This is a genomic window from Marinobacter sp. (assembly GCF_041687235.1).
Taxonomy (GTDB): domain Bacteria; phylum Pseudomonadota; class Gammaproteobacteria; order Pseudomonadales; family Oleiphilaceae; genus Marinobacter.
In genome coordinates, this window is the sequence record NZ_JAWLCH010000026.1 from 1 (window position 1) to 25,459 (window position 25,459).

The 25,459-nt window shown below is 55.4% G+C and carries 21 protein-coding genes and 1 pseudogene; 5 read left to right on the forward strand and 17 right to left on the reverse strand.

Annotation, left to right across the window (positions count from 1 at the left end):
- Positions 1-314: 314 nt before the first annotated feature.
- The 6 genes from ACESMK_RS19330 to ACESMK_RS19355 all read right to left on the reverse strand — a co-directional run bounded on the left by ACESMK_RS19330 (position 315) and on the right by ACESMK_RS19355 (position 6,211).
- Positions 315-899, reverse strand: coding sequence for a sulfite oxidase heme-binding subunit YedZ (locus ACESMK_RS19330; protein ID WP_373002114.1), 585 nt, complete (start codon positions 897-899; stop codon positions 315-317).
- A 38-nt stretch (positions 900-937) separates the two neighbouring features.
- Complete coding sequence (msrP, locus tag ACESMK_RS19335) at positions 938-1,912, reverse strand: protein-methionine-sulfoxide reductase catalytic subunit MsrP (RefSeq protein ID WP_373002116.1); 975 nt, start codon at positions 1,910-1,912, stop codon at positions 938-940.
- Positions 1,913-2,009: 97 nt separating this feature from the next.
- The gene (pssA, locus tag ACESMK_RS19340) at positions 2,010-2,828 is read right to left on the reverse strand and encodes a CDP-diacylglycerol--serine O-phosphatidyltransferase (RefSeq protein WP_373002118.1); all 819 of its coding nucleotides are present in this window, start codon (positions 2,826-2,828) and stop codon (positions 2,010-2,012) included.
- An 89-nt stretch (positions 2,829-2,917) separates the two neighbouring features.
- Positions 2,918-3,934, reverse strand: coding sequence for a ketol-acid reductoisomerase (ilvC, locus tag ACESMK_RS19345; protein WP_373002120.1), 1,017 nt, complete (start codon positions 3,932-3,934; stop codon positions 2,918-2,920).
- A gap of 64 nt (positions 3,935-3,998) precedes the next feature.
- Positions 3,999-4,490 (reverse strand): acetolactate synthase small subunit, encoded by a 492-nt coding sequence (ilvN, locus tag ACESMK_RS19350; protein WP_008170692.1) that lies wholly within the window; start codon positions 4,488-4,490, stop codon positions 3,999-4,001.
- 2 nt (positions 4,491-4,492) lie between these two features.
- Positions 4,493-6,211: an acetolactate synthase 3 large subunit gene (locus ACESMK_RS19355; RefSeq protein ID WP_373002122.1), complete on the reverse strand. Its 1,719-nt coding sequence runs from the start codon at positions 6,209-6,211 to the stop codon at positions 4,493-4,495.
- Positions 6,212-6,732: 521 nt separating this feature from the next.
- On the opposite strand from ACESMK_RS19355, the gene ACESMK_RS19360 reads away from it, so the two are divergent.
- Entirely contained in the window at positions 6,733-7,194 is a 462-nt protein-coding gene (locus ACESMK_RS19360; RefSeq protein ID WP_373002124.1) for a DUF4124 domain-containing protein, read from the forward strand.
- A 49-nt stretch (positions 7,195-7,243) separates the two neighbouring features.
- Here ACESMK_RS19360 and clpB read toward each other — a convergent pair whose 3' ends face one another.
- The 3 genes from clpB to rluD form a co-directional block, all read right to left on the reverse strand.
- Entirely contained in the window at positions 7,244-9,820 is a 2,577-nt protein-coding gene (clpB, locus tag ACESMK_RS19365) for an ATP-dependent chaperone ClpB (protein ID WP_373002126.1), read from the reverse strand.
- Positions 9,821-10,139: 319 nt separating this feature from the next.
- A complete protein-coding gene (pgeF, locus tag ACESMK_RS19370; RefSeq protein WP_373002128.1) occupies positions 10,140-10,898 on the reverse strand; it encodes a peptidoglycan editing factor PgeF in 759 nt (252 codons plus the stop codon).
- On the reverse strand, positions 10,888-11,865 hold the full coding sequence (gene rluD, locus ACESMK_RS19375) for a 23S rRNA pseudouridine(1911/1915/1917) synthase RluD (protein WP_373002130.1): 978 nt from the start codon (positions 11,863-11,865) through the stop codon (positions 10,888-10,890). The genes pgeF and rluD overlap by 11 nt, the downstream gene beginning before the upstream one ends.
- A 145-nt stretch (positions 11,866-12,010) precedes the next feature.
- Between rluD and ACESMK_RS19380 the strand changes: the two genes are divergently transcribed.
- Entirely contained in the window at positions 12,011-12,844 is an 834-nt protein-coding gene (locus tag ACESMK_RS19380) for an outer membrane protein assembly factor BamD (protein WP_373002132.1), read from the forward strand.
- Positions 12,845-12,894: 50 nt separating this feature from the next.
- On the opposite strand, the gene ACESMK_RS19385 is transcribed toward ACESMK_RS19380, so the two are convergent.
- Positions 12,895-14,565, reverse strand: coding sequence for an NAD+ synthase (locus ACESMK_RS19385; protein WP_373002134.1), 1,671 nt, complete (start codon positions 14,563-14,565; stop codon positions 12,895-12,897).
- 93 nt (positions 14,566-14,658) lie between these two features.
- On the opposite strand from ACESMK_RS19385, the gene ACESMK_RS19390 reads away from it, so the two are divergent.
- The 3 genes from ACESMK_RS19390 to ACESMK_RS19400 all read left to right on the forward strand — a co-directional run bounded on the left by ACESMK_RS19390 (position 14,659) and on the right by ACESMK_RS19400 (position 18,443).
- Positions 14,659-16,314 carry a sensor histidine kinase gene (locus tag ACESMK_RS19390; protein WP_373002136.1) on the forward strand — a complete coding sequence of 552 codons (1,656 nt, stop codon included), beginning with the start codon at positions 14,659-14,661 and terminating at the stop codon, positions 16,312-16,314.
- A gap of 57 nt (positions 16,315-16,371) precedes the next feature.
- Positions 16,372-17,760 carry a sigma-54-dependent transcriptional regulator gene (locus ACESMK_RS19395; protein ID WP_373002138.1) on the forward strand — a complete coding sequence of 463 codons (1,389 nt, stop codon included), beginning with the start codon at positions 16,372-16,374 and terminating at the stop codon, positions 17,758-17,760.
- Between the two features lie 116 nt (positions 17,761-17,876).
- The gene (locus ACESMK_RS19400; protein ID WP_373002140.1) at positions 17,877-18,443 is read left to right on the forward strand and encodes a GspH/FimT family pseudopilin; all 567 of its coding nucleotides are present in this window, start codon (positions 17,877-17,879) and stop codon (positions 18,441-18,443) included.
- A 13-nt stretch (positions 18,444-18,456) separates the two neighbouring features.
- Here ACESMK_RS19400 and ACESMK_RS19405 read toward each other — a convergent pair whose 3' ends face one another.
- From ACESMK_RS19405 to ispH, 7 genes and pseudogenes are all read right to left on the reverse strand, one after another.
- A complete protein-coding gene (locus ACESMK_RS19405) occupies positions 18,457-18,852 on the reverse strand; it encodes a type IV pilin protein (RefSeq protein ID WP_373002142.1) in 396 nt (131 codons plus the stop codon).
- Between the two features lie 69 nt (positions 18,853-18,921).
- Positions 18,922-22,395: a pilus assembly protein gene (locus ACESMK_RS19410; RefSeq protein WP_373002144.1), complete on the reverse strand. Its 3,474-nt coding sequence runs from the start codon at positions 22,393-22,395 to the stop codon at positions 18,922-18,924.
- A 21-nt stretch (positions 22,396-22,416) separates the two neighbouring features.
- Positions 22,417-22,941: a PilX N-terminal domain-containing pilus assembly protein gene (locus tag ACESMK_RS19415; RefSeq protein ID WP_373002146.1), complete on the reverse strand. Its 525-nt coding sequence runs from the start codon at positions 22,939-22,941 to the stop codon at positions 22,417-22,419.
- 4 nt (positions 22,942-22,945) lie between these two features.
- On the reverse strand, positions 22,946-24,001 hold the full coding sequence (locus tag ACESMK_RS19420; RefSeq protein ID WP_373002148.1) for a PilW family protein: 1,056 nt from the start codon (positions 23,999-24,001) through the stop codon (positions 22,946-22,948).
- The gene (gene pilV, locus ACESMK_RS19425) at positions 23,998-24,387 is read right to left on the reverse strand and encodes a type IV pilus modification protein PilV (RefSeq protein WP_373002150.1); all 390 of its coding nucleotides are present in this window, start codon (positions 24,385-24,387) and stop codon (positions 23,998-24,000) included. The genes ACESMK_RS19420 and pilV overlap by 4 nt, the downstream gene beginning before the upstream one ends.
- A 37-nt stretch (positions 24,388-24,424) precedes the next feature.
- Entirely contained in the window at positions 24,425-24,871 is a 447-nt protein-coding gene (locus ACESMK_RS19430; RefSeq protein WP_373002152.1) for a GspH/FimT family pseudopilin, read from the reverse strand.
- Between the two features lie 215 nt (positions 24,872-25,086).
- Positions 25,087-25,459: pseudogene (gene ispH / locus ACESMK_RS19435) on the reverse strand (4-hydroxy-3-methylbut-2-enyl diphosphate reductase); the annotation flags it as partial.

The window sequence follows — 25,459 nt, forward strand, 5'->3', positions numbered from 1 at the left end:
CACACGAATTACTTGGTCAACTTTTTAAAGAGCGTTTGAGCTGTTGCTCAATCAAGGCCGCGTATTCTACATCGTTCCGCTGCCTTGTCAACCGTTTATCTGAAGAATTTTAAAACTCGTTTTCTTCAGCACTTTCAAACAGTTGCTTTCGTTCGGGAGGTTGCCGTTAGTGGCTTGTCCCTCAGAAGTGGTGCGCATTCTACAGGCGTCAGCAAAACTGTCAACGAGGTTTTTGAATTAATTTATAACGATCTCGGTTTCCACGTACTTCACTGATCAGGCACTGATCATTTCGTTCAGTTTTCAGGCAAAAATCAGCCCCAGGCAAAGGGAATCAAACCACGAACCCCACCCCATTTCCAACGCAGCGCCAACAGACCCAAGATCACCAGGCCATAAACGACCATTTCACCAATATCGCTTCTCGCTTGCCAGATAAAATGGACCCAGGCAACTATGACAATCAGATAGACCAGCTTGTGCAGTGGCTTCCAGCTCTTACCCAGCCGCTTCATCATTCCCCTGGTTGAAGTTAAAGCCAGAGGAATCAGCATAAGAAAAGACAATGCACCTGCCACAATATAGGGCCGCTTGGTAAACGTGGCCCAGAGGTCACTCCAACCGAGAATAAACTGCAAAAAAGCGAATACATGGAGCACAGCATAGAAAAACGCAAACAGACCAAGCATCCGTCGGACCCGGATCCAGCCACCCCAACCCGTCCATCGCTTAAGGGGAGTCATACACAAGGTTGCTATCAACAATTGAAACGCCGCAAGCCCAAGAGATTCGGTGACTTCCTGGCCTGGATCCGGCCCGAGGTTCTGCCCCGCAATATTGAATACCAGCACGAGAAAGGGGAGGCTGGCCAACAACGCCACCACAAGACGGAAAGCCACCAGGAAACCGGGACGCCCCATCGCTCGTGCTCCGCGCATCAGTAGAACTTCCTCAGATCCATGCCCTTGTACAGATCCGCAACCTGCTCTCCATAACCGTTGAACTTTACGGTCTCCATCCAATTTGGCGAAAGCAACCCGGAAGGCAGCCTCCGCTCCCGCTTCTGACTCCATCTTGGGTGGTCAACTTCGGGATTGACGTTGGCATAGAACCCGTACTCCTGGGGGGCAAGCATTTCCCAGGTGGTTTTTGGCCGCTCCTCCTGGAAGCGGATCTTGACGATCGACTTGATGCTCTTGAACCCATACTTCCATGGAACGACCAGCCGGATCGGTGCACCGTTCTGGTTCGGTATGGTCTTGCCATACAACCCGACCGCCAGAAAGCTCAGCTCGTTCATGGCCTCATCCATCCGCAGGCCTTCCTGATAGGGCCAGTCAATGGTGCTGAACAGTGAACGCTGTGCTCTCATCTGGTCCGGATCGTAGAGGGTTTCGAAATAGACATACTTGGCACGCGAGTTTGGCTCAAATCTTTTAAGGATGTCTGCCAGCGGCACACCGATCCAGGGAATCACCATGGACCAGGCTTCCACGCACCGGAGGCGATACACGCGCTCCTCATATTCGTGAGGCTTGAGGAGATCCTCCAACGCATACTCGCCCGGGCGCTCACACTCCCCTTCAACAACCACAGACCAGGGATCAACAGTCATCTCATCGGCATACTTCGCCGGGTCACCCTTCCCGGTTCCGAATTCATAGAAGTTGTTGTATTGCGTGACGTCTTCCAGAGGTGTTTTTTCCTCGTCAGTCGAGTAACGAGGCATCGCAACATAATCCAGGGCTTCCCCGGGAACCGGAAGCTCTGCCGCGGAAAGCAGACCTGGCATTGACAGGCCAGCGGCCACCGCCACAGAGCCGGACATGAATTGCCTGCGATTGAGGTATACCGATTCGGGGGTAATGTCGGAGTGGGCTATGGCCCAGGATGGGCGCTTCTTGATAAACATGCAAAGTCTCCGTCAGGGCATCAGCCAGGTAAGGCGTTGACCGGAGACTGCGAAGAAAATTCCCGGGCTTCTCGACGGAAGCCCGGGAAACCATGATTCAGTCGGTCGTGCCAGGCGCTTTCCGGGGCTTGCCACGGAACAGGGCACGAACAGGTCCGGACAACCCGTAGATCAGGAATCCGGTGAAGAGTACGGTGGCCGGATCCAGCGCGATCACCACAAACACCAGAACAACAAGAAGAATAGCGGCAAAAGGAACGCGACCACGTAGATCCAGATCCTTGAAACTGCGGTACAGAATATTGCTGACCATCAGGACACCGGTACCTCCAACCACCACCATGGTCAGTAGTGTGAGCCAGGTAGACGGTTCGAAAAGGTGGAAGCACCAGACCAGTCCCGCAACACACGCGGCGGCGGCCGGACTGGGCAAGCCAACGAAAAACTTCTTGTCGACCGAACCAATCTGGGTGTTAAAGCGGGCCAGGCGCAGAGCGGCACCAGCTACATAAATAAACGTAATGGCCCAGCCAACCTTGTCAAAAGCGTTCAGCGACCAGAAAAAGGCAACGAGCCCGGGGGCGACACCAAAAGCCACCATATCAGCAAGGCTGTCATACTCCTCGCCAAATTTACTCTGGGTATTGGTCATCCGGGCAACCCGGCCATCCAGACCATCCAGGATCATTGAGACAAATATGGCAATTGCGGCATTATCAAAGACGCCGTTCGCCGCAGAAACAATGGCGTAGAAGCCGGAAAACAGCGAGGCGGTTGTGAGCGCATTGGGCAGCAGGTAGATGCCCTTCCGGCGAACGGGGGCCCCCTCCACCAGCTCTTCTTCAACCACTTCCCCGGCCTCTATCTCATAGTCCGGGTTCTGCTTGCCGTCGGCGGATTTTCTTTCTTCAGTCATTCCCATTACTCCGGAAAGCGTTTGGGCGGAGTATATACGAAAAACGCGGCCACCCGGGCCGCGTTTTTCAAAACCAGACGGAATTCCGCTTAGTTTTTGTCCTTATCCACGATCTTGTTCGCGGAGATCCACGGCATCATACCGCGCAGCTTCTCACCAACGACTTCGATGTCGTGGGCAGCATTCTGGCGACGACGCGCAGTCATGGACGGGTAATTCAGAGCGCCTTCAGAGATGAACATCTTGGCGTACTCACCGCTCTGAATGCGCTTCAACGCGTTGCGCATGGCTTCGCGGGACTGCTCGTTGATGATTTCCGGTCCGGTCACGTACTCACCATACTCCGCGTTGTTGGAGATGGAGTAGTTCATGTTGGCGATACCACCTTCGTACATCAGATCGACAATCAGCTTCAGCTCGTGCAGACACTCGAAGTAGGCCATTTCCGGCGCGTAACCGGCTTCTACCAGAGTTTCGAAACCGGCCTTGACCAGCTCGACGGTACCACCACACAGAACGGCCTGCTCACCGAACAGATCGGTTTCGGTCTCGTCCTTGAAGGAGGTCTCGATAATACCGGTACGACCGCCGCCAATACCGCTTGCGTATGACAGAGCCAGATTCTTGGCATTGCCGGAGGCATCCTGGAAGATCGCAATCAGATCAGGGATACCGCCGCCGTTCGCGAACTCGGTGCGAACCGTGTGGCCTGGCGCCTTCGGTGCAACCATGATCACATCCAGATCCTTGCGCGGAACGATCTGGTTGTAGTGGATGGCGAAACCGTGGGCAAAAGCCAGTGTTGCACCCTGCTTGAGATTCGGTTCAATTTCAGCGGCGTAGAGCTGAGCCTGGAACTCGTCCGGGGTCAGGACCATGACCACATCTGCAGCAGCAACGGCAGACGGCACGTCGCTGGTCTTCAGGCCGTAGGCTTCAGCCTTGGCAATGGAGGAAGAACCAGGGCGCAGACCAACAGTGACATCAACGCCGGATTCTTTCAGGTTGCACGCGTGCGCGTGGCCCTGGGAACCGAAGCCGATGATGGCAACTTTCTTGCCCTGAATGATGGAAAGATCGCAATCCTTATCGTAATAAACCTGCATGAGAAACCTCTGTTATTTGTGATGGCCCCGTGAGGCCATGATGTTCAAAACCTGTTTGAAACCGTTAAAGGCTGAGCACCTTCTCGCCCCGGGCGATACCGGATACACCGCTGCGCACCACTTCCAGTACGCCCGATGTGCCAACGGCCTGAATAAAGCCGTCCAGCTTCTCGCTGTCACCCGCCAACTGAACCGTGTAGACGGAGCTGGTCACATCCACGATCTGGCCGCGGAAAATATCCACCGTACGCTTGATCTCGGCACGCTGGGAACCGGTGGCTTTCAGCTTGACCAGCATCAGCTCACGCTCAATGTGGGCGCCTTCGGTCAGATCCACCAGTTTGACGACTTCGATCAGCTTGTTCAGTTGCTTGGTGATCTGCTCGATCACCTTATCCGAACCCGTGGTAGTTACGGTCAGACGGGACAGCGTCTCGTCTTCGGTCGGTGCCACGGTAAGTGTTTCGATGTTGTAGTTACGCTGGGAAAACAGACCAACCACCCGTGACAGGGCGCCGGGCTCGTTTTCAAGCAAAACAGAAATGATTCGACGCATGATCAGACCCTCTCCGTCTTGCTGAGCCACATATCCTTCATGGAACCCCGGGCAACCTGCATCGGATACACGTGCTCAAAACGATCCACGTAGATATCCACGAATACCAGCTCGTCTTTCATCGCCAGCACTTCTTTCAGCCTGGTCTCCAGATCTTCCTTCTTCTCAATCCGGACACCCTTGTGGCCGTAGGCTTCCGCCAGCTTGATGAAGTCGGGCAGCGATTCCATGTAGGACTCGGCATGACGGGACTCATAGTTCATGTCCTGCCACTGCTTGACCATACCCAGAGCCTGGTTGTTCAGGTTGATGATCTTTACTGGCAGATTGTACTGCTTGCAGGTGGACAGCTCCTGGATGTTCATCTGGATACTGCCCTCACCGGTTATGCACAGCACTTCATCGTCCGGATGGGTCAGCTTGACCCCCATGGCCGCCGGCAAACCGAAGCCCATGGTGCCGAGACCGCCAGAGTTGATCCAGCGGTTGGGCTTGTCGAACTTGTAGTACTGGGCCGCAAACATCTGGTGCTGACCAACATCGGAAGTTACGAACGCCTCGCCCTTGGTCAGGCGACACAGCATTTCAATCACTTCCTGGGGCTTGATTACATCCGGGCTGGTCTCATAACGCATGCCATGGAAGGCCCTCCATTCGTCTATCTGCTTCCACCAGGAGGCGATTGCGTCTGCATCAGGCTTTTCCTTTGCCTCTTTGACCAGCGACAGCATTTCCTTGAGCACGGCGTCTACCGGGCCAACAATCGGCACGTCTGCATCAACCGTCTTGGAAATCGAGGCCGGATCTATGTCGATATGGATAATGCGTGCGCCCGGACAGAACTTCTCGGTGGCATTGGTGACCCGGTCATCGAAGCGGGCCCCCACACAGAGAATCAGGTCCGAGTGGTGCATGGCCATATTGGCCTCGTAGGTGCCGTGCATCCCGAGCCAGCCCAGGTGCTGTTTGTCGCTGGCCGGGTAACAGCCAATGCCCATGAGGGTATTGGTGATCGGGTAACCCAACATCCGGACAAGCTCGGTCAGTTGATCCGATGCCTTGCCAAGAATTACACCGCCGCCGGCGTAGATGATCGGACGCTTGGCCGCCAGCATCATGTCGACCGCTTTCTTGATCTGACCAGCATGGCCGCGTATGGCGGGGTTGTAGGAACGCAGCTTGACCTTCTTGGGGTAAGCGTACTCGTACCGCTCGTTCGGCGTGGTCATGTCCTTGGGAATATCCACGACAACCGGGCCGGGACGGCCCGTGGCGGCAATGTAGTACGCCTTGCGGATAATTTCCGGGATTTCCTCAGGGTGGCGGACACTGAGGTTGTGCTTAACCACCGGACGGGAGACGCCCATCATGTCGGTTTCCTGGAACGCATCCTCGCCGATAAGCGTGGACGCAACCTGCCCGCACAGAACCACCATGGGAATGGAATCCATGAATGCGGTGGCGATGCCGGTGATGGTGTTGGTGGCTCCAGGACCCGAGGTCACCAGTACGGTGCCTGGTTTTCCGGTCGCGCGGGCGTAGCCGTCGGCCATATGGACCGCCGCCTGCTCGTGCCTTACCAGAATGTGCTTGACTTTGTCCTGCCTGAACAGCGCATCATAAATATGAAGGGCTGCACCACCCGGATAGCCGTATATGTATTCGATACCCTCATCTTGAAGGGACCGGATCAGCATATCGGCGCCAGACAATAACTCCACGATTTTCTACCCTCTTCTACGAGTGAATGAGCCGGGACGGGTCCCGGTTGCCTGGATTCACGGTGTCCATGCTTCTTTTGAAAGCGGAACCGGCTGCTCCTCCACACCTTGTTAAGAGGTTGTCTCCTGGCCAGCCGCCCTCCTGAGGGTTGCGGAGAACGGCCAATCAACGGGTTGCACGTAAGCAACAACCATCCCGCGACGGATGCGCGGCGCGTTCAGTGTGGTAATTGATGGGGGATACTCGCTCGGGATTGCCTGCCGTATTGACCCCAGTCTTCAGGCAATCGGTAATTCTGACAGCGGGAAACTCCCTGTCAATAGCCGCTGTGGGTTTCTGTGCCTATACTGGCCGAAGGTCTGCCATAATCGGCACGAATCCGGTACAAAGATTTGAACCAGACAGAAGAAAATCTGCGGTACCGGTGGCATGATAGGCAATAATGAATTGAGACAAAACGGGCCCGGTTTATCCAGGTTGTCTGCCTGCCCGGGAGCAGTGAACATACGCGAGTAAAGCCATGAACAGAAAAATCCTGATGCTGACCTTATTACTGGCCGTTGTACCAGGTATCGCCATGAGCGCCTCTGTCTACAAATGGACTGATGAAAACGGGGTTACCCATTTTGGCGACCGGCAGCCCACGGGGGCAACCTCTGAACGGGTTAATGTTCGCTCCGGTACCTCATCGGATGCTTCCGGGAGCCGACAGAGCCCGCAGGAGCGCCTGCAAAACCTGCAGGAACAGCAAGCTGGAGAGGAAGAACAACGCCAGGAAACTGCCGCTGATGAGGCTCGCAGAAAACAGCGGGAGGCGAATTGCGCAACAGCACGTTCCAATCTGGAAGTGATTGACCGCAACGCACGCATCCGGGTCGAGGAGAATGGCGAGCAGCGCTATCTCTCCGAAGAAGAGATAGCCGAGAAACGGGCAGAATTCGAGCGAATGGCTGAGGAGAGCTGCGGACCTGCAGAGCAGTAGATTTAAAAAAGGGTCAGATGAAAGCATTCATCTGACCCCGGCTTTCAAATCAGGCCTTGGCGAATGCCAGGTGATGGTCCTCCACCGTCCCCTTGATGACATCCCCCGGCACAAACTCTCCCTTAAGCAGCCGCTGGGCCAGCGGATTTTCGATCATACGCTGGATTGCCCGCTTCAGCGGCCGTGCACCGTATACCGGGTCGTAGCCCACTTCCGCCAGCAACTCCATGGCGGCATCATCCAGCTCCAGCTTCATATCCTGCTCTTTCAGGCGCTTGCTCAGGGATTCGATCTGTATCTTCGCAATACCCTGAATCTGGCTTTCGGCCAGAGGATGGAATACCACCACTTCATCCACGCGGTTAATAAACTCGGGGCGGAAATGCGTACCCACCACTTCCATCACGGCGTTTTTCATGGACTCGTAATTCTCTTCACCGGCTTTCTGCTGGATGATGTCCGAGCCAAGGTTTGAGGTCATGACGATGACTGTGTTCCGGAAGTCCACAGTGCGGCCCTGGCCGTCCGTCAGGCGACCATCCTCGAGCACCTGAAGAAGGATGTTGAAAACATCCGGGTGGGCTTTTTCCACTTCGTCCAGCAACAATACCGAGTAGGGCCGACGGCGAACCGCTTCGGTCAGGTAGCCACCTTCCTCATAACCCACATATCCTGGAGGCGCACCGATAAGGCGGGCAACGGAATGTTTCTCCATGAATTCTGACATATCAATGCGCACCATGGCTTCCTCAGTATCGAACAGAAAGGAGGCCAAAGCCTTGCACAACTCGGTTTTACCCACGCCGGTCGGACCAAGGAACAGGAATGAGCCGTTGGGGCGATTGGGATCGGACAAACCGGCCCTCGAGCGGCGAACCGCATTGGATACCGCTTCAACCGCCTCATCCTGGCCAATGACACGATCGTGGAGGGCTTCTTCCATGCGCATCAGTTTGTCACGCTCGCCTTCGAGCATCTTGGACACCGGAATGCCGGTCCACTTGGAGACAATCTCGGCGATTTCCTCGTCGGTTACCCGGTTCCGTAGCAGCTTCATTTCCATCATCTCGGCCTGGCTGGCCATATCCAGTTGACGCTCCAGCTCAGGGATCTGTCCATACTGGAGTTCGGACATTTTGCCGAGATCACCGGCGCGACGAGCGTTCTCCAGATCAATCCGGGCCTGTTCCAGGCGGCTCTTGATCTTCTGGGAACCATGAAGAGCCGCTTTCTCGGTATTCCAGACTTCTTCCAGATCCGCATATTCACGCTCAACGCCGGTAATCACGTCCGACAACTCGGAAAGGCGCTTTTTCGAGGCCGGATCGGTCTCTTTCTTGAGAGCTTCACGCTCGATTTTCAGCTGAATCAGGCGTCGCTCCAGGCGATCCAGAGGTTCAGGCTTGGAATCCATTTCCATACGGATCTGGGAAGCGGCCTCGTCCACCAGGTCAATAGCCTTGTCCGGCAGTTGCCGGTCGGCAATATAACGATGGGAGAGTTTGGCGGCGGCAATGATGGCACCATCAGTAACCTCGACACCGTGGTGAACCTCATACCGCTCTTTCAGGCCGCGCAGGATGGCGATGGTATCTTCCTCGCTGGGTTCGCTGACCAGTACTTTCTGGAAGCGACGCTCAAGGGCGGCGTCTTTCTCGATGTTTTCACGGTACTCATCCAGGGTGGTCGCGCCCACACAGTGCAGCTCACCCCGGGCCAGTGCCGGTTTGAGCATGTTGCCGGCGTCCATGGAACCTTCGGCCTTACCGGCACCGACCATGGTGTGGATTTCATCGATGAACAGGATGATCTGGCCTTCCTGCTTGGACAGCTCGTTCAGAACCGCTTTCAGGCGCTCCTCGAACTCGCCCCGGAACTTGGCACCGGCAATCAGGGAGCCCATATCCAGCGACAGAACTTTCTTGTCTTTGAGGCCATCGGGCACCTCGCCGTTGACAATGCGCTGGGCCAAACCTTCGACAATGGCGGTTTTACCCACGCCTGGCTCACCGATGAGGACCGGGTTGTTTTTTCGACGGCGCTGAAGAACCTGGATGGTGCGGCGGATTTCATCGTCGCGACCAATCACCGGGTCCAGCTTGCCGGCCTCGGCTCGCTCGGTGAGGTCGATGGTGTACTTGGACAGGGCCTGCCGGTTTTCTTCGGCACTGGCATCGTTCACGGCTTCACCGCCGCGAATGTCGTCGATGGCCTTTTCCAGAGCCGCTTTGTCGACGCCCTGCTCTCGAAGTACCCGACCAAGAGTGCCTCGGTCTTCCAGGGCCGCCAACAGCATCAGTTCACTGGAGATATACTGGTCTTTTCGCTTCTGGGCGAGTTTATCGGCGATATTAAAAAGACGGCCCATGTCGTTGGACATGGAGACGTCGCCGGCCGATCCCTGAACTTCCGGCAGGTTTTCAATTTCCCGGGCGATCGCCTGGCGAATGCGTCCGGGCTCTGCGCCGGCCTGCTTGAGCAGGGGCTTGATGGCGCTACCTTCCTGATCAAGGAGTGCCTGCATCAGGTGTACCGGCTCGATAAAGTTGTGATCTTTTCCGACCGCGATGGATTGTGCATCCGCGAGGGCGGTCTGCAACTTACTGGTCAGCTTGTCGATTCTCATGTGTACTTTCCCCAAATTTCTGCGAATACCAGGGTGCCGTTGGTGGCGGATATTCGATTGCTTTGACAGTTAATGTAGGGGCAAGTAGAGGGACTTCAAGCGGGGCTTCGGTGTATTCGTCAGAAAATTGACGGCCGTCAGTTTGAGATTGAGGGCTGGGTGCAGGTCTGGCGCAGGGCTGCATTCCAGAACACGCCGTAGATACATCCCTGTAGGCTTGGCTGCAGCATCCATGCTGCAGACAGTTCTGGAATGCAGCCCTGCACCAGCCCCCGAACCTTTCAGTAAAAGCTCAAGCTAGCCGCTGCAAGTTAGGCATTCAGTCTACGAGCCAAACCAGCGTCGCCATCCGCCCGGTCTGGCCATCCCTGCGGTATGAAAAAAACCGATCTGAATCCTGAACGGTACACAGGCGACCGCCAGCTACGTTGGAAACGCCGAGGTGATCTAACCTCAGGGTGGCAAGGGCATAGATATCTGCCATGAAATGACCCGACCGAGCGCCTTCGGCTTTGAAAGCGCGGGCCGCTTTCGGGTCATGTTCGAGGAAGGCGTCACGCACTTCCGGGCCGACTTCGAAGCTGCCCGGTCCGATAGCCGGGCCGAGCCAGGCGTGCAGGGTTTCGGGTGCAACGGCCATGGCACTCACCAAATTCTCGATAACGCCTCCACACAGGCTTCGCCAGCCGCAGTGGGCGGCGCCGACGACGGTTCCTTCGCGATCAGCAAGTATAACGGGCAGGCAGTCAGCGGTGAGGATGGCGCAGGCGATGCCCGGATGACGGGTGTAGCTGGCGTCAGCGTTAGGGGGTTGCCCGACGCTATCCGGTGTCAGCTCAACAACCTCTGTACCGTGTACCTGGTTGAGCCAGCCAATCCGGTCGCTATCCAGTCCGATGGACTCGGCGAGCCTTCGCCGATTCTCCTGTACGTGTTTCGGGTTGTCTTCGACATGGCTACCGAGGTTAAGACTGTTCCACGGTCGACCGCTGACGCCGCCGGCGCGGGTTGTGCTGATGGCCCGCACTCTATCGGGCGCGGACCAGTCCGGTTTCAGGGCGCCCCCTTCAATAGTCACGGTTTTCCAGCTCCCGGGCGTGTTTGCGCAGAGCGTCGATCAGCGCAACCATATCCTCAGGCAGGGGCACTTCCCAGGTCAGGATTTCACCGGTTTCTGGGTGTTCCAAGGTCAGCTGCCGGGCGTGAAGGGCCTGGCGGTTGAACGCCGAGAGGGCCTCTCGAAGCTCTTCGGTCGTTCCCTTGGGCAACCTCAGGCGACCGCCGTAGAGCGGGTCTCCGACGAGGGGGTGTTTTACATGGGCCATGTGAACACGGATCTGATGGGTTCGGCCGCTTTCCAGTTTGCAGCGAACGTGCGTGTGAGCGGCAAAACGCTCCACCAACCGATAGTGGGTGACCGCCGGTTTGCCTGAGGCCACCACCGCCATCTTCTTCCGCTCCCTGGGGTGCCTGCCAATGGGTGCGTCAACGGTTGCACCGCCGGTCAGGGTGCCCACAACGACGGCCTCATATTCGCGGCCCATGGTTCGGGTCTGAAGCTGATCGACCAGGGACGTATGGGCAATCAGACTTCGGGCCACAACCATGATGCCGGAGGTGTCTTTGTCGAGGCGGTGAACGATACCCGCCCTCGGCAGATTCTCCACTTCTGGCGCGTAGTTCAACAACGCATTCACCAGGGTTCCGTCGGCGTGGCCGGCAGCCGGATGCACCACCAGGCCCGCAGGCTTGTTGATCACCAACAAGTGTTCGTCCTGGTAGACGATATCCAGGGAGATTTCCTCGGCCTGCCAGCTCACCTGGGCTTCCGGCTCGGCATCCAGCGCCAGGCGATCATCCAGCATCACCTTGTCCCGGGGCTTTCGCACCTCACCATTCACCGTCAAGGCGCCACTTTTGATCCATGACTGCAATCGGGAACGGGAGTGTTCAGGCATCAGCTCTGCGGCGGCCTGGTCGAGACGCCGGTCACTCAATTCCGGCGGCACAACAAAGTTGGCAAGGATTCGATTTTCAGATGACATTAAGCCCCCAGGGCCTGTGTGTGTTACGTTTTGGTCAGATTATTTGAAACAGCGGGCGTTGCTCTTCAGATGCCTCTGCACATAGAGCCACTTCCCCGCTACAATGGCTGCCCTTGAATTAATCGACATTATACGGGATTCCGGAATGAGATCAGGTCTTCGTTTACTGCTACTTTCCACACTGGTTGTTCTTGTCAGTGCCTGCGCCTCCAACAAGCAGGAAGAAGTGCTTCCGGAAAAGACCTATTACGAGAACGCCCGCCAGGCGATGAATTCCGGCAACTTCAATGAGGCGGAGCAGAACCTGGACTCCCTGGAAACCTACTATCCCTTCGGTCGCTATGCCGAGCAGGCCCAGCTTGACCTGATTTATGCCCGCTACCAGAACCTGGATCTTGAGGGTTCCCGCGCCGCGGCCGACCGTTTTTTGCGGCTGAACCCGCAAAGTGATCACGCGGATTACGCGCTCTACATGCGCGGTCTTGCCTCCTATAACCTGGACATCGGGCTTGCGGCTCGTTATTTCCCGATCGACGTTGCGGCCCGGGATCCCGGCGAACAGTTGCAATCTTTCCAGGATTTCTCAGAGCTGCTGAACCGCTACCCGGACAGCCAGTATGTTGCGGATGCCCGCCAGCGAATGATTGCCGTGCGAAATCGTATGGCCGAACTGGAAATTCACGCGGCCCGCTATTACATCAAACGCCAGGCCTACGTCGCTGCCAACAACCGGGCGCGATACATCATCGAGAATTATCCGACGGCCACGGTTACCGAAGAAGCCCTGATCATACTTGCAGAAACCTTTCGCTTCCTGGATCTGAAAAAAGGTTCGCAGGACGCGATCGCCACGCTCCGTACCAATTTCCCGGAAAGTGACGCGTTCAATGCCGATGGCGAGTTTGAGGTGGATCTGCTAAAGGGAGAAAACCGCTCACTGACGAACGTTGTCACCTTTGGATTGATGGGCGACGAGTAAACGCTGAAATTGGGGTCAGGTGAACATCTCGTCTGACCCCAGCTCCTCGACTACTTGCCACTCTTCCAGCCATTGGTGATCGGATAACGCCGGTCCTTGCCAAATCCCCGTTCGGTAATCCGCACACCGATCGGTGCCTGACGCCGCTTGTACTCGTTGATATCCACCAGGCGGATAACCCGCTCCACGTCGACCCGCTCGAATCCCTCTGCAACGATGGCGTCCGAACTGAAGTCCCTCTCCACGTATAGGTTCAGGATCTGATCCAGCACATCATAGCCGGGCAGGCTATCCTCATCTTTCTGGTCCGGAGCAAGCTCTGCCGAAGGGGGCCGGGTAATAACCCGCTCGGGGATGACCTCTCCGCCGGGGAGCGTATTGCGGTATTTGGCCAACCGGAATACCAGGGTTTTGGGCACATCCTTGAGCACATCAAAGCCACCGGCCATATCGCCATAGAGGGTTGAGTAGCCCACCGCCATCTCGCTCTTGTTCCCGGTGGTCAGCACCAGCGAACCGAATTTGTTGGACAGGGACATCAGCAGAACACCGCGCAGACGCGCCTGCAGGTTTTCCTCGGTTGTGTCCGGGGTAGTGCCTTCGAAAGGCCCTGCCAGAGTTTCCATGAATGCGTCGTACATGGGCTCGATGGAAAACACATCGTACTGAACCCCCAACGCAACAGCCTCAGCCTCTGCGTCCTCGAGGCTCATGCTGGAGGTGTAACGGAACGGCATCATCACCGCCCGGACACGATCCTTGCCCAGGGCATCAACCGCGACCGCCAGGGTTACCGCCGAGTCAATGCCACCGGAAAGCCCAAGAACCACGGATTTGAATCCGTTCTTGTTCACGTAGTCCCGAACACCCGTCACCAGGGCGTTATAAACATTTGCCTCAAGCGTCGGCTCCTCCGGCAGAGACTGGGATACAGGCTGGCAATGGTGGTCGCACAGGAAATCGACCGGGTACAGGCCCTCGCCAAACTGAGGGGCCTCCGCCGTCAGCACACCCGAATGGTCAAACACCATAGAGCCACCATCGAACACCAGCTCGTCCTGGCCGCCCACCAGGTTCACGTACACGATGCTGACCAGATTTTCCCTGGACTTGCGCTCCAGAAGCGCTTTTCGGCGGGTCTGCTTATCGATGTCGTAGGGGGATGCATTCAGGTTCAGGATCAGCCGGGCGCCCTTGGCAGCGCAGTCCTCCACCGGACCCTCTTTCCAGAGGTCCTCACAAACGGTGACTCCGACCGGAACGCCGCGAATGTCGAGTGTCAGGACATCCTTGCCTTCGGCGAAGTACCGCTTTTCATCAAACACCTGATAGTTCGGTGGGAAACGCTTGAAATACCGGCCAGTAATCTCTCCACCATCAATCACCACAGCCGCATTGTACAGTAGTGCACCCTGGCGCAAGGGCGCCCCGATCACAATCGCCGCCTCCAGCTCCTCTGCCTGCAGCCGTTCCAGCGCTTCGTTGACCCTGACTTCCAGGCTGGGCCGTAACAGCAGATCTTCCGGCGGGTAACCCGTCAGGCACAGCTCCGGAAAAACCACGATATCCGCCTGATGCTCCGACGATGCCCTGCGCGCAGCCTCCAGGACGAGCTCCGTATTGCCGGGGATATCGCCCACCAGAAAATCCAGCTGGGCCATTACCACCCGCAGTTTTCTGGGAGACACCCCGGATGCGGCCTGTTTTCCGGACACGGACATAAATCGGCTCCTGTAACTCATTGCCATGAAAAGGCTATTATAACCCCGCACAGGCGTGGATTTCTTCCGACCAACAGCGGATTCCTGTAAATCATGGCAGCAGATACACCAGCACAGTCGGCTGAAACACTCAGCCAGGGGCCCTCAAACCCTTCCGAACAGCAACAGGCAAAACTGTTCAGGATCTACAACCACTACCGTCTGGTGGTCAGCCTGATGCTGGTGGCGCTGTTGTTCGTCGACCCTGTCAATTTCGACATGCGTTTTCGGCTGCAGGATTATTACCAGGCAGGCGTCTCCGCCTATCTGGGCCTGAACGCATTCATTGCCCTGCTCCTGGTGGCCGGATTCCACCCGAGCCAGCGCCACATTACACTCTCGATCCTGTTGGATATTCTCATCATGCATGGCCTGTTGCTGACCAGCACGGGAATCACCAACGGCCTGGCCAACCTGGTGATCGTGTCGGTGGCGGCAGGCAACATCCTGACGCCTAGCCGAATGGGCACCTTTTATGCGGCTCTGGCCGCGATCTGCTCACTGGGAATTTCAGGCTGGGCGGTTCTGGCCCTCGGAGAGTCAGCCGACGATATTGTCCGGGCCGGGTCCCTGGGCATCCTCTACTTTGCAGCAGCATTTGTGCTGCAGAGCATCTCCCGCCGAATGATGCGCAGCGAGGCACTGGCCAGCAGCCGCGCCCGAAGCATTGCCGAACTGGAGCAGATCAACCAGCAAATCATCCAGCGTATGCGGACCGGCATTCTGGTACTGGACCGTTTCGGTCAGATCCGTCTTGCCAACGCCGCCGCCGAGGAGCTTCTATACGGTGCCCCCAAAACCTCGGTACCGATTCACCAGCGCGCAACCGTGTTACCCAAACCCCTCAAACAGGGTCTGGACGCCTGGCTGAAGGACCCAACACAACGAATTGAGCCGTTCCAACCTTCGCCAACCTCCCCTCTGCTACAGGCGAACTTTACCCAACTGGACCGAGAGCGGGGCGACCAGATCCTTGTGTTCATCGAGGACATGAGCAAAGTCACCCAGCAGGCCCAGCAGATGAAACTGGCCTCGCTGGGCCGGCTGACCGCCGGCATAGCTCATGAGATCCGCAATCCGCTGGGCGCGATCAGCCACGCCGCACAGCTTATGGAAGAAGCGCCGAACCTCGAACCAGGCGACCGCCAGATGCTCGAGATCATCCGGCGCCATTCCCGCCGCGTGAATGGTATTATTGAGAATGTTCTGGACCTCTCCCGTCGCAGGGCGGCCAACGCGGACCTCATTGAACTCGCCCCCTGGCTCCAGGAATTCCGTGAAGATTTTCTGCAGACTCAGGACGAAGATTGCACAACGGCCAACATCATTCTGAAAATTGATTCGCAACTGCCGCCCGCCCGGTTCGACAAAAGCCAGATTGAACAGGTGATGGTGAACCTTTGCGACAACGGTTTACGCTACAGTGAGCAGCACTCCGGGCAGCGAAAAATCGGAATCCACGCCGGGGCTACGGATGATGGCGAGCGGGCCTACATTGATGTACGCGACCTGGGTCCCGGAATAGCACCGGAACACCGAAACTCTGTGTTCGAACCATTTTTTACAACAGACAAGACCGGAACCGGTCTCGGACTTTATCTGGCCCGGGAACTGTGCGAGGCTAATCAGGCGCATCTTTCCCTGGTAGAAGACGACAAGCCCGGCTGCTGTTTCCGAATTACCTTCGCCCACCCGGGACGAATGATCTGACCTGACCCCGGCGGATATCGGGCGCTTGAACAACGACATGGAACCGACGACAAAAAGATGACCACATACACAGCGCTGATCGTTGATGATGAACCGGACATCCGAGAGTTACTTGAGATCACCCTCACCCGGATGGGCATAACAACTTTCACAGCGGCCGATCTTACCAGCGCCCGGACACTGCTGGAGCAGCACAGGCCCAATCTCTGCCTCACCGACATGAACCTGCCAGACGGTAATGGCATCGAACTGGTTCAGTGGATTCAGAGACACTCTCCCGCCACCCCTGTTGCTGTGATTACCGCCTACGGCAATATGGACACAGCTATTGAATCGCTCAAAGCCGGCGCTTTTGATTTTGTCTCCAAGCCAGTTGAACTGCCCCGGTTACGGGAACTGGTGAACAGCGCCCTGAAACTCTCCGAACCCAAGGCGGACACCGAAGAGACGTCTGATGAGCCCGGCCTGCTGCTGGGAAAATCACCTGAGATCCGCAAACTCCGGAACCAGACCCGTAAACTGGCGCGAAGCCAGGCGCCGGTGTTTATCAGCGGCGAGTCCGGCAGTGGTAAGGAACTGGTGGCCCGAATGATTCACCTGCAGGGACCCCGCCGCGAAGGCCCGTTCATCGCCGTTAACTGTGGCGCGATTCCCTCGGAGCTGATGGAAAGCGAATTCTTCGGCCACAAGAAGGGCAGCTTTACCGGAGCCGTGGAGAACAAGGACGGCCTGTTCCGCTCCGCCAACGGCGGCACACTGTTCCTTGATGAAGTGGCCGACCTGCCCCTGGCCATGCAGGTGAAACTGCTCCGCGCCATTCAGGAAAAAGCCGTGCGGCCCGTTGGCGACACCAAGGAAGTACCCGTCGACATCCGGGTTTTGAGCGCCACCCACAAGAATCTCCCTGAACTGGTCCAGGAAGGCAGTTTCCGCCAGGATCTCTTCTACCGCATTAATGTGATCGAACTGGCCGTGCCGCCCCTGAGAGAACGACCGGACGACATTCCCCTGCTCTCAAACCACATTCTTGAGCGGATCGCGAAGGAATATGAGTGCGACCCGGCCTCCCTGACCCCAGCAGCCGTCGAACGCCTGCAAGGCTATGACTTCCCGGGCAATGTCCGGGAGCTGGAGAATGTATTGGAACGGGCTTTTACCCTGTGTGATGCCGATCAGATTGACGCTGCGGATCTGCACCTGGGGAACGGAGTGCAACATGCCGCATCGGCCTCACAAATAATTGCAGAAGGCCAGGCCGGCGAGGGAGAGGGAATTGCCGTGCCCGATGGTGAAATCGATCTGGAAGGGTATCTGGAGAAGATTGAACGACAGGCTATTGAGAAGGCGCTTGAGGCAACGCGATGGAACAAGACTGCGGCTGCGAAGAGGCTGGGGATCAGTTTTCGGGCGCTGCGGTATCGGTTGAAGAAGTTGGGGATGGAGTGACTGTTTCACAAATTTAAAATCAATAAACCTGATATTATTCGGGTTCCAAAGGTCGGAACAGGACGTTCCACCTTGCTTTAGTTAGTGACGAAAAACCTCATACAAGGATGTTGCAAGTGAATAATTACTCCAAATCCGGTTTCACGCTGGTTGAGCTCTCTGTTGTATTGGCGATTAGCGCGATCATTCTTGCCTTTGCCATCCCGGGCACGGCAAATCTCCTGAACCATTCAGGGCGTCATACGGCGCTTTCCGACCTCATCGCAACGTTGAATCTTGCACGAAATACCGCAATCAACGAACAGACAACGGTGACTCTGTGCGCAATCGGCAATGATTCGAAATGTGCCAATGACTGGTCACATCCAATCGTTGCGTTTCGTGATCCCACTCGCTCCAGAGAGATCGTCGACCAGAGCCAGATAATACGTGCAATGCACCCGATGGAAACTGGCCGTTTAGTGGTTCGATCCGGAATCCATAATTATTTCCGGTTCCAAAGCAGTGGTTGGTCGCGAGGAACTCTGGGGCATTTCATCTGGTGCCCGGACTCAAACGACAGTCGGTATGCCGCCCAAGTTCGAATAAACATGGGCGGCAGGCCCCAAATGGCAAGGGATTTCGATGGTGATGGTGTAGTCGAGAACGCTTCAGGCTCCCCCATCGACTGCGTCACGATCTAAGGCTTTGGCGCTCTCAGTCCCAGTTATCTCGCTGGCCATTGGACAACAAAGCGATCGTTCCACCTCCCTGCCCATTTTTGGGTTGTGCTTCGATGCGAAACGCCGTTGCTGTCTGGCTATCAATCACCAGGTCATAAAACTTGGCATTGCCATCCAGAGGGGCCTCATCCGGAAAGATATCATCTGCATCACTGCCAATCGTCGCACCAGCGTAAGTTGTGTTCTGGGTATGGTATCTCTCCAGAGCATTAGCGAGGGACATCAATGCACTTTTTGCGTCCGCAGCCCTCGCATTCTCTACATATCGGTTGTAGCTCGGCAGGGCGATTGCCGCAATTATTCCGATGATAGCAACGACTATCATCAATTCAATCAAGGTGATACCTGACTGTCGTCTGATCGCACTCATTATTATTACCCGGTATTTATTTGAAACACCCCGTGGTCAGTCTTCCGACCACGGGATCAATTTCCAGTATCAATCGTACAATTCCTGCCAACTCATTCTGCCTAACGCTGACTGGTCACCTCCGACATCCACTTCATCAGTGAGGATTTCATTGTCAGAGCGCGTGGTGAACATAAAGTCGCCCAGGAAACCAGAGCGGTTTGGCAAACCACCTTCAGTTTTGTAACCCACGTACTCGTCGCCAAGTTTCGGCCAAATCACCCGGTCTGGAGTTCTACCATCAAGACCAAAGGCCATGAGCCAGCCACTGCCGCCCACAGAGCAAGGATCATCGGAGGGGATCGTGGAATTCACGAATACGTAATCTCCCCTGACCTGAGGTGACTGAATGATCCTTTCACGAACCTCTGTATCGAAATCCACGTACCAGCCATTCTCTCCATCAAAGACCTCACCGTCTGACTCACGGACGTTATAGTCCACATTATCAACCGTAATGGAGCTCTCGGCGAGGGAACGCTCTGCCAGATCCCCGCGATTCAGGTTCGACGTGCCGTCGTCGATGATGCCATAGAAAGACTGGATATCAGTGCTGATGGTATCGTCCAGCACCAGATACTGACCGGTGCCAAAGAGCACCAGCAATCCCGGGTCAGTGTTCCCGGGATCTGCAAGTGGGTTACGCACAACCATTGGTGCAGTGGTTATCGGCTGGGGCTCAGCTGGGGAGCCATACGTTGCCGTGAAAAGCGGTGCTGGGTTGCTGTTGTTGCCATGGACCGTTGACCAGGTACCGTTGTTCTGAACCTCCGCTGCCCAGACATTACCTTTCAAGTCACCAGCATAGATTCTGTCAATAATTCTATTGCCGGTCAGGTCCAGCTGACGAACCGCCGACATGCCCGAAGCATCGCTAGCGGTATCGAAAGCGATAAACCGGTAATCCCCCGAATCGCTCCAGTCCCCATCCAGTCCACCTTCGATATCCAGCATGAATATGCCGGTTGCGGGTGTCGGCGAATTATAACCATTACCGAAAAAGGCAGTCCAACGATAATCGTTGTTACCCCAACGCGCCAGACCAATGGTGGGCGGCTCGGTTATATAACCCATACGTGGATCATCATCACTGGTAAATTCCCACAGCGCGATATTGCTTGCGGTATTTTCTGAGAACTGGGTGGGGTCGGTAACGTCCAGTGCAAAGATACCTCGCCCGCCAGCGCGCGCACCACCAATCAAAATGGTTCTCCAGTCCGAGGCCGAATTGCCCGCACCCTGGGTATAAACATCAGATACCACCGGTGAAAGATCCACGTAAAAGCGATGCTGGTAATCCGGATCCGTCAGGAAATGCAGTCCACGATCATCTTCATCGGAGAAAATAAATTCCGGAATATAACCGAAAAGTTCTCGCCCACCGTTGTTTTCATCCGCTGAGAATGCGTGCAACATGCCGTCATTTGCGCCCACGTAAACAACTGGTGTGCGATTCTGCTTGGCCGCTTTAAAATCCGCATAAGTGTTTGCTGTGGTGCCGAAAGGAACGGCATTAGGCCAGTCTCTTGAAGGCCGGCTGACATACACAGGGGTAGAATTCACGATATCGCCCAGGAGACTGTCACGGGTTCTCATGCCATTAACAGAAAAGCCCCGGAGATAGTTAATCCTTTGCTGACCCAATGCGTCATCGCCACCATAACGAAGATCCGCCTGCTGCTCGGCATTAAGTTGGTCCCAGGTCAGAGAAATTCCAGCTGTACCGTCGCTGGTAATAATATTTCGGGGGTCGTTGGTGAGATCCCTTGCGTTGAGCAAGGCCGCTGCTTCCCATGATTCATTTGCATTGATCGTGGGCGGACCATTTTGGTTCTGAGTCAAACCAAACGCAAACAGATCCCCCGTCCAAGATGTAGAGTCAAATCGAGCTCCGAAAAGTAACGTATCTGTTTCCAGCGTGGCTGTGTTAAAGGTCACGCCGGTGGATGTACCTTCGATATTAACGATATCAAACAGGACGCCTGAAAGGTCCTTGGCAAAGGTCTCCGGGTCTGCCGCACTGAAGAAGCCCCCCCGGCTGTTGACACCGGCATGCAACAGGTCATCTATCTTACCGGCATTCGTTCCCGTGCCCGGCCAGGTGATATCGGCACCACTTTCAATAGCAGCGAAGGCGCTATCAGGGTCCACCGAACCGGTAACCCCGAGCCCCACCCCGTAGGTTGTCATGTGTTGCCAGAATGCCGGGTTTAACTTGGTAGGACGGATCTTGTTGTCCAGATCCGTGCGGAGGTCGTTCTTCCAGTAGTACATGGCAACATCCGCCAGCGTGTTGCTCCGGCCATCGGTAAATGGAGAGACCGCCTCATAACTGAAATCGCCAATTGTCGGGCCATCAGTGCCATCGGTGTTGCCAAACCCGGACACAGAGTCACTGTAGTAACCGTCCGTCATGAGAATGGAGAAAGCCCGACGGCACTCAAGCTGGGCTTCTGCGCTGGTGGTGCCCGGCGTTGCTCCCCAAGGGCCTCGGCTATCAGTACGCTGGTAATACTCCCCTGCTTTGTCCAGAGCTCCCTTCAACGGAGTTCCAGCTGCAGGAACATTGGAAGTGTAAAGAGTATCAAAGAAAGCGGCCCGATCGGTGCCGGAGAAACCTCTCACCCCGCTTGAAATGACCGATGTATTTACACCATCAACACTCGAGCTCCCCTTGTTCAAACTTCCATAACCGATTCTAAGATTCTCGGGCTGGCGCGAAAATGCATCGCCGATACCAGCCCTCGCAGCGAGTGTTCTGGACCTGTGGTAACTAAACCAATTGGCAAAATTCTGCACTTCTTGCGTAACAGTCCTTGATACATCAGAAGACCAGTCAAAGGAGCTTAAAGTCTGCTCCGTTCCAGTCACCAAATTCTTTTTATAGGCGGTGCCGCCCCGGATCTGGATTCGTTGATACGTACCATTGTTAGGATCTGACACCAAATTGCCAGATGAATCCTCAATGACATAAAAAGTCACAGGGTAGTACGTGCGCCACTGATTAAAGGCTCCAGCACTGTTGCTACGCCAGTAAAAATGCTGGTGAGATGACGTAAGATCGAGCGTGCCCGACGCACTCCTTCCCGGATTAAAAGGTGCAGCATCAGGGGCGACTGATGGCCATTGGGTTCGATCCTCGTTGTACCAGGGCTGGTAAGTGGTTAGCGGGTTATAAAATAACGGATTATTCGCACTGGTCCTCCCCGCGAGGTTAAACGTGTTACCGTCCTCGAAAGAGGGGATGCGAATAGAGTACGTTGCTCCCCCATACATATTATCTGCCGGCGGAAACAGGTAACTGGTGTTAGCCACTCCGTCGGGAATAGTTTCCCACTGCATCGAACCCGAATCATCCTTGATAAACATGATATTGGGCTCAATCACAGATGCCAGATACAGTGGCTCATCCGCCAACTCACCGGGCGACGCATAGCCACTGCAAGGTGCAATTAACAGAAACCCGAGCATGAACGCGGGCAGTCTTTCTCTGAATGAAGTCATGCTATACCTCCAGATGCATCGTCAAAACTGACGCGCATAATAAGATTCGATTACCCGCCGGGATTCGCCTGTTGCTCCCGGACTCCAGGCAACAATTCTGAATGCCTGAGCATTGGCGGCGCCTGTCTCGTGCGTGTAGCCCTCTACAACGATGTCGGTCAACTTTTCCGGTTGATTCGCATCGCCCATGTGCTGAATAAAATAGCGCGGCGTCACCCCATCCACCGGGGTCGCCGCAACAACATTTCCGCTGGTACTCCAGTCCATGGTCAAAGGATCAGGCGCGGCATCATCCTGACCAAAAAGACCATTACTACCGTCGAACACCGAAAGGATATTGATGCCCTCAAGAGCGACTTCGGCATCCCTCAGAGCGGACTCGGCGATTTCAAGTGACTGCATGCCCTCTCTTTCACCCGAAACCATACGCTCCTGCATTATGGTGCCTTGCATGCTGGAAACGGCCAGCAGTGTAAGCACCAGCAACAAGAGCAGAGAAAGGATGAGCGCAGCACCCGACTGGCTGCGAATGTTAGATGCACACATAGCGTCAGATCCTGTTTCTCATAGTAATGGTTGTTGAATAGACTCGGTACAGGAACGTATCGTTGGCAGCAGCTGTTGTCATGTCAGAGGGGGTGGCCACACAATCCAACCATCCCGGAAAACAGTACTCCTGTCCGCCATCAGTCACTCCATCATTGGGGGAGCGAACAAGAACACTCAGACGAACTGCAATGGTGTTATCAGCCTGAGTTCTTCCAGCCACAGTCAATCCTATGGGGTCTTCCCAGTCATTGACCTGGCCATTCTGGTTACTGTCCACACCAAATTGGATCTGGAAATCTACGACATCTTGAAGGAGCGCGACTGGTGTCGTGAAGTTACCAGTGGGTGTTCCCATAATAGCGATCCCATCCGTAACAAGCTCACGAACGCCATCGGGATTGTCTTGCAGATAGAAGCGTTGCTGACGAGGTCGGAACACAGATGCACCGTCAGGGTCGTCATTATAATTGGTTGACAGGGCCTGCGTTGAATTTCCAGGTCCGTCAGTTACATTCCCCGAGTTATGCACCACTACTTCGTTGTTGGTATTAACGTTGGTTACCTGAAAAATGTCACCAGCACTGCAGTTAGTAACAATTAATATGTCGTTCTCGTTAAAGGAATCACTGTCATCAACACGAAGGTTAGCGGCTTGCTGGCTTGGCTGAAAAGTCACACGGACCGCGGAGTTCCCGTTTATCCCTCCGAGGTAAAGAATGTCAGAATTGCCAACACCCTGATTGTCTTCGGCATCCAGACCACGGAGCAAAGCCTCAACATCAAAACCTGTATCGTTCAGAATACTGTTCAGACGTCCATCCCGAACACCCTGGCTTCCCAAGCACCCCCAATAAGAGGCACTCCGGATTTCCCTGCCAATAATGGATGTGGCCAGGCGCCCTGTCTCCTGAATTCTTGCACTCGCTTCAGAGACACGGAAACTCTGGCTGTTCGAAGTGAAAATCTGAGTCAGACCGAGCGTGATGATGAGCGACAGTGCCAAGGCAACAATCACCTCAATAATGGACAGCCCCGACTGTTTTGCCGATAAACTCATTGCACCAACCTCGCAGTCATCGTGAACGTTTGCTCCGCAGCGTCACTCCCGTATTGGCGTTCGTCCCAGGTAATGGTCACGTCAACGGTGTTGGCATTGAAGGTCACTTCGCCTTCCGCCCCGGGAATGTCCCGTTCGAGGCCTGCCTCCCACGCATCCACCCTAGCCGCAGGTAATGCGCTGTTGTCATTGGATCTGATCATCTCGACCATTTCGAGTGCATGGAGATTCACCTGAGAGCGGAGGTTTGAGTTGTTAACCTGTTGCAAGGAAAGGTACTGCATGCCCACGACGCCAAGCAGTCCCACCAGCAGAACCAGCAGTGCAACCAGTACCTCAATGAGGGTAAAGCCGCGCTGGGGTTGTTGATATTTAACTTGAAACATGAATTTTCTCCGGAGACCTCATAAACTCAACCCGCTGTTAAGGGCAGGTAAAATCCGTTGTTACCACTCGTCCGCCCGGTGTAACCGTGACCGTTCTGCCGTCAGCAGACCCGGCACAAACGTTAAACGCGACATCTGCGTTTGAAGTTGTCAGTCCGTTTGCACGGAAAGTCACAGCGCCAGCGGTAATATTCAAACCACCGTCGGCCTCCTCCATTTGCCTGATAACATCGCCATTCGAAGCCAGAGTTGTAACCAGGGTGTCAGAAGCGGACGAGACAGTTACCCGGACACCGCGGCGCACGGCTTCACTTCTGGAATAATTCAGCAATCCGACAATGGAGTTGGTGGTAGAAACCACCCGGTTGTTGTCAATAATGCGGCCGAACTGGGGAATGGCGAAACCTGCAATCACAGCGATCAGCGCGATCACGATCATCAACTCTACCAGCGTGAAGCCTTTGTTGTTCGTCGTCAGGTACATACTCTTTTCCCACGTTAACTGTCGGTAAAGTTAAAACCTTCGAACAGCGACCGCCACCACTCTCTGACTAACGGCAAGAGTTTGCAGACAAGCGGCAGCACCGAATAGATTATTTGTGAAAAGGATCACGCAAGGGCGATCACCGGCTTCTGAGAACACTCAGTAAAGACCATTCCCAAAAGCGCAGGCAGGCAATGTAACAACTATGCAGAGAATCAGGAGACATCTACCGCATCAATCCGCAACTCCCTCGGCATAGAAAACACAATATTCTCCTCACACCCGGCAATTTCCTCCGGAACGCTCCCGCCGAGCTCTCGCAGGCGAGTAATTACATCATTCACCAGAACCTCCGGAGCTGAGGCACCTGCAGTAACCCCAACTGAGGTCTTACCCTCCAGCCATACGGCATCGATCTGGGAGGCCTCATCAATCAGATAAGCCGGCGTACCCATCCTCTCCGCCAGCTCACGCAGTCGGTTTGAGTTGGAGCTGTTCGGCGAGCCCACCACCAGCATGAGATCGCAGTCGCCAGCCAACTGTTTAACGGCGTCCTGCCGATTCTGAGTGGCATAACAGATGTCGTCC

What these genes read in the sequence shown, in the direction of transcription:
- ACESMK_RS19395 (WP_373002138.1), top strand. Translation starts at nt 16,372, where the DNA reads ATGACCACATACACAGCGCTGATCGTTGATGATGAACCGGACATCCGA.
- msrP (WP_373002116.1), bottom strand. Translation starts at nt 1,912, where the DNA reads ATGTTTATCAAGAAGCGCCCATCCTGGGCCATAGCCCACTCCGACATT.
- pssA (WP_373002118.1), bottom strand. Translation starts at nt 2,828, where the DNA reads ATGACTGAAGAAAGAAAATCCGCCGACGGCAAGCAGAACCCGGACTAT.
- ACESMK_RS19410 (WP_373002144.1), bottom strand. Translation starts at nt 22,395, where the DNA reads ATGACTTCATTCAGAGAAAGACTGCCCGCGTTCATGCTCGGGTTTCTG.
- ACESMK_RS19390 (WP_373002136.1), top strand. Translation starts at nt 14,659, where the DNA reads ATGGCAGCAGATACACCAGCACAGTCGGCTGAAACACTCAGCCAGGGG.
- ilvC (WP_373002120.1), bottom strand. Translation starts at nt 3,934, where the DNA reads ATGCAGGTTTATTACGATAAGGATTGCGATCTTTCCATCATTCAGGGC.
- ACESMK_RS19360 (WP_373002124.1), top strand. Translation starts at nt 6,733, where the DNA reads ATGAACAGAAAAATCCTGATGCTGACCTTATTACTGGCCGTTGTACCA.
- rluD (WP_373002130.1), bottom strand. Translation starts at nt 11,865, where the DNA reads ATGTCATCTGAAAATCGAATCCTTGCCAACTTTGTTGTGCCGCCGGAA.
- pilV (WP_373002150.1), bottom strand. Translation starts at nt 24,387, where the DNA reads ATGTTTCAAGTTAAATATCAACAACCCCAGCGCGGCTTTACCCTCATT.
- ACESMK_RS19380 (WP_373002132.1), top strand. Translation starts at nt 12,011, where the DNA reads ATGAGATCAGGTCTTCGTTTACTGCTACTTTCCACACTGGTTGTTCTT.
- clpB (WP_373002126.1), bottom strand. Translation starts at nt 9,820, where the DNA reads ATGAGAATCGACAAGCTGACCAGTAAGTTGCAGACCGCCCTCGCGGAT.
- ACESMK_RS19415 (WP_373002146.1), bottom strand. Translation starts at nt 22,941, where the DNA reads ATGTGTGCATCTAACATTCGCAGCCAGTCGGGTGCTGCGCTCATCCTT.
- ACESMK_RS19430 (WP_373002152.1), bottom strand. Translation starts at nt 24,871, where the DNA reads ATGTACCTGACGACGAACAACAAAGGCTTCACGCTGGTAGAGTTGATG.
- ilvN (WP_008170692.1), bottom strand. Translation starts at nt 4,490, where the DNA reads ATGCGTCGAATCATTTCTGTTTTGCTTGAAAACGAGCCCGGCGCCCTG.
- ACESMK_RS19420 (WP_373002148.1), bottom strand. Translation starts at nt 24,001, where the DNA reads ATGAGTTTATCGGCAAAACAGTCGGGGCTGTCCATTATTGAGGTGATT.
- ACESMK_RS19385 (WP_373002134.1), bottom strand. Translation starts at nt 14,565, where the DNA reads ATGTCCGTGTCCGGAAAACAGGCCGCATCCGGGGTGTCTCCCAGAAAA.
- ACESMK_RS19405 (WP_373002142.1), bottom strand. Translation starts at nt 18,852, where the DNA reads ATGAGTGCGATCAGACGACAGTCAGGTATCACCTTGATTGAATTGATG.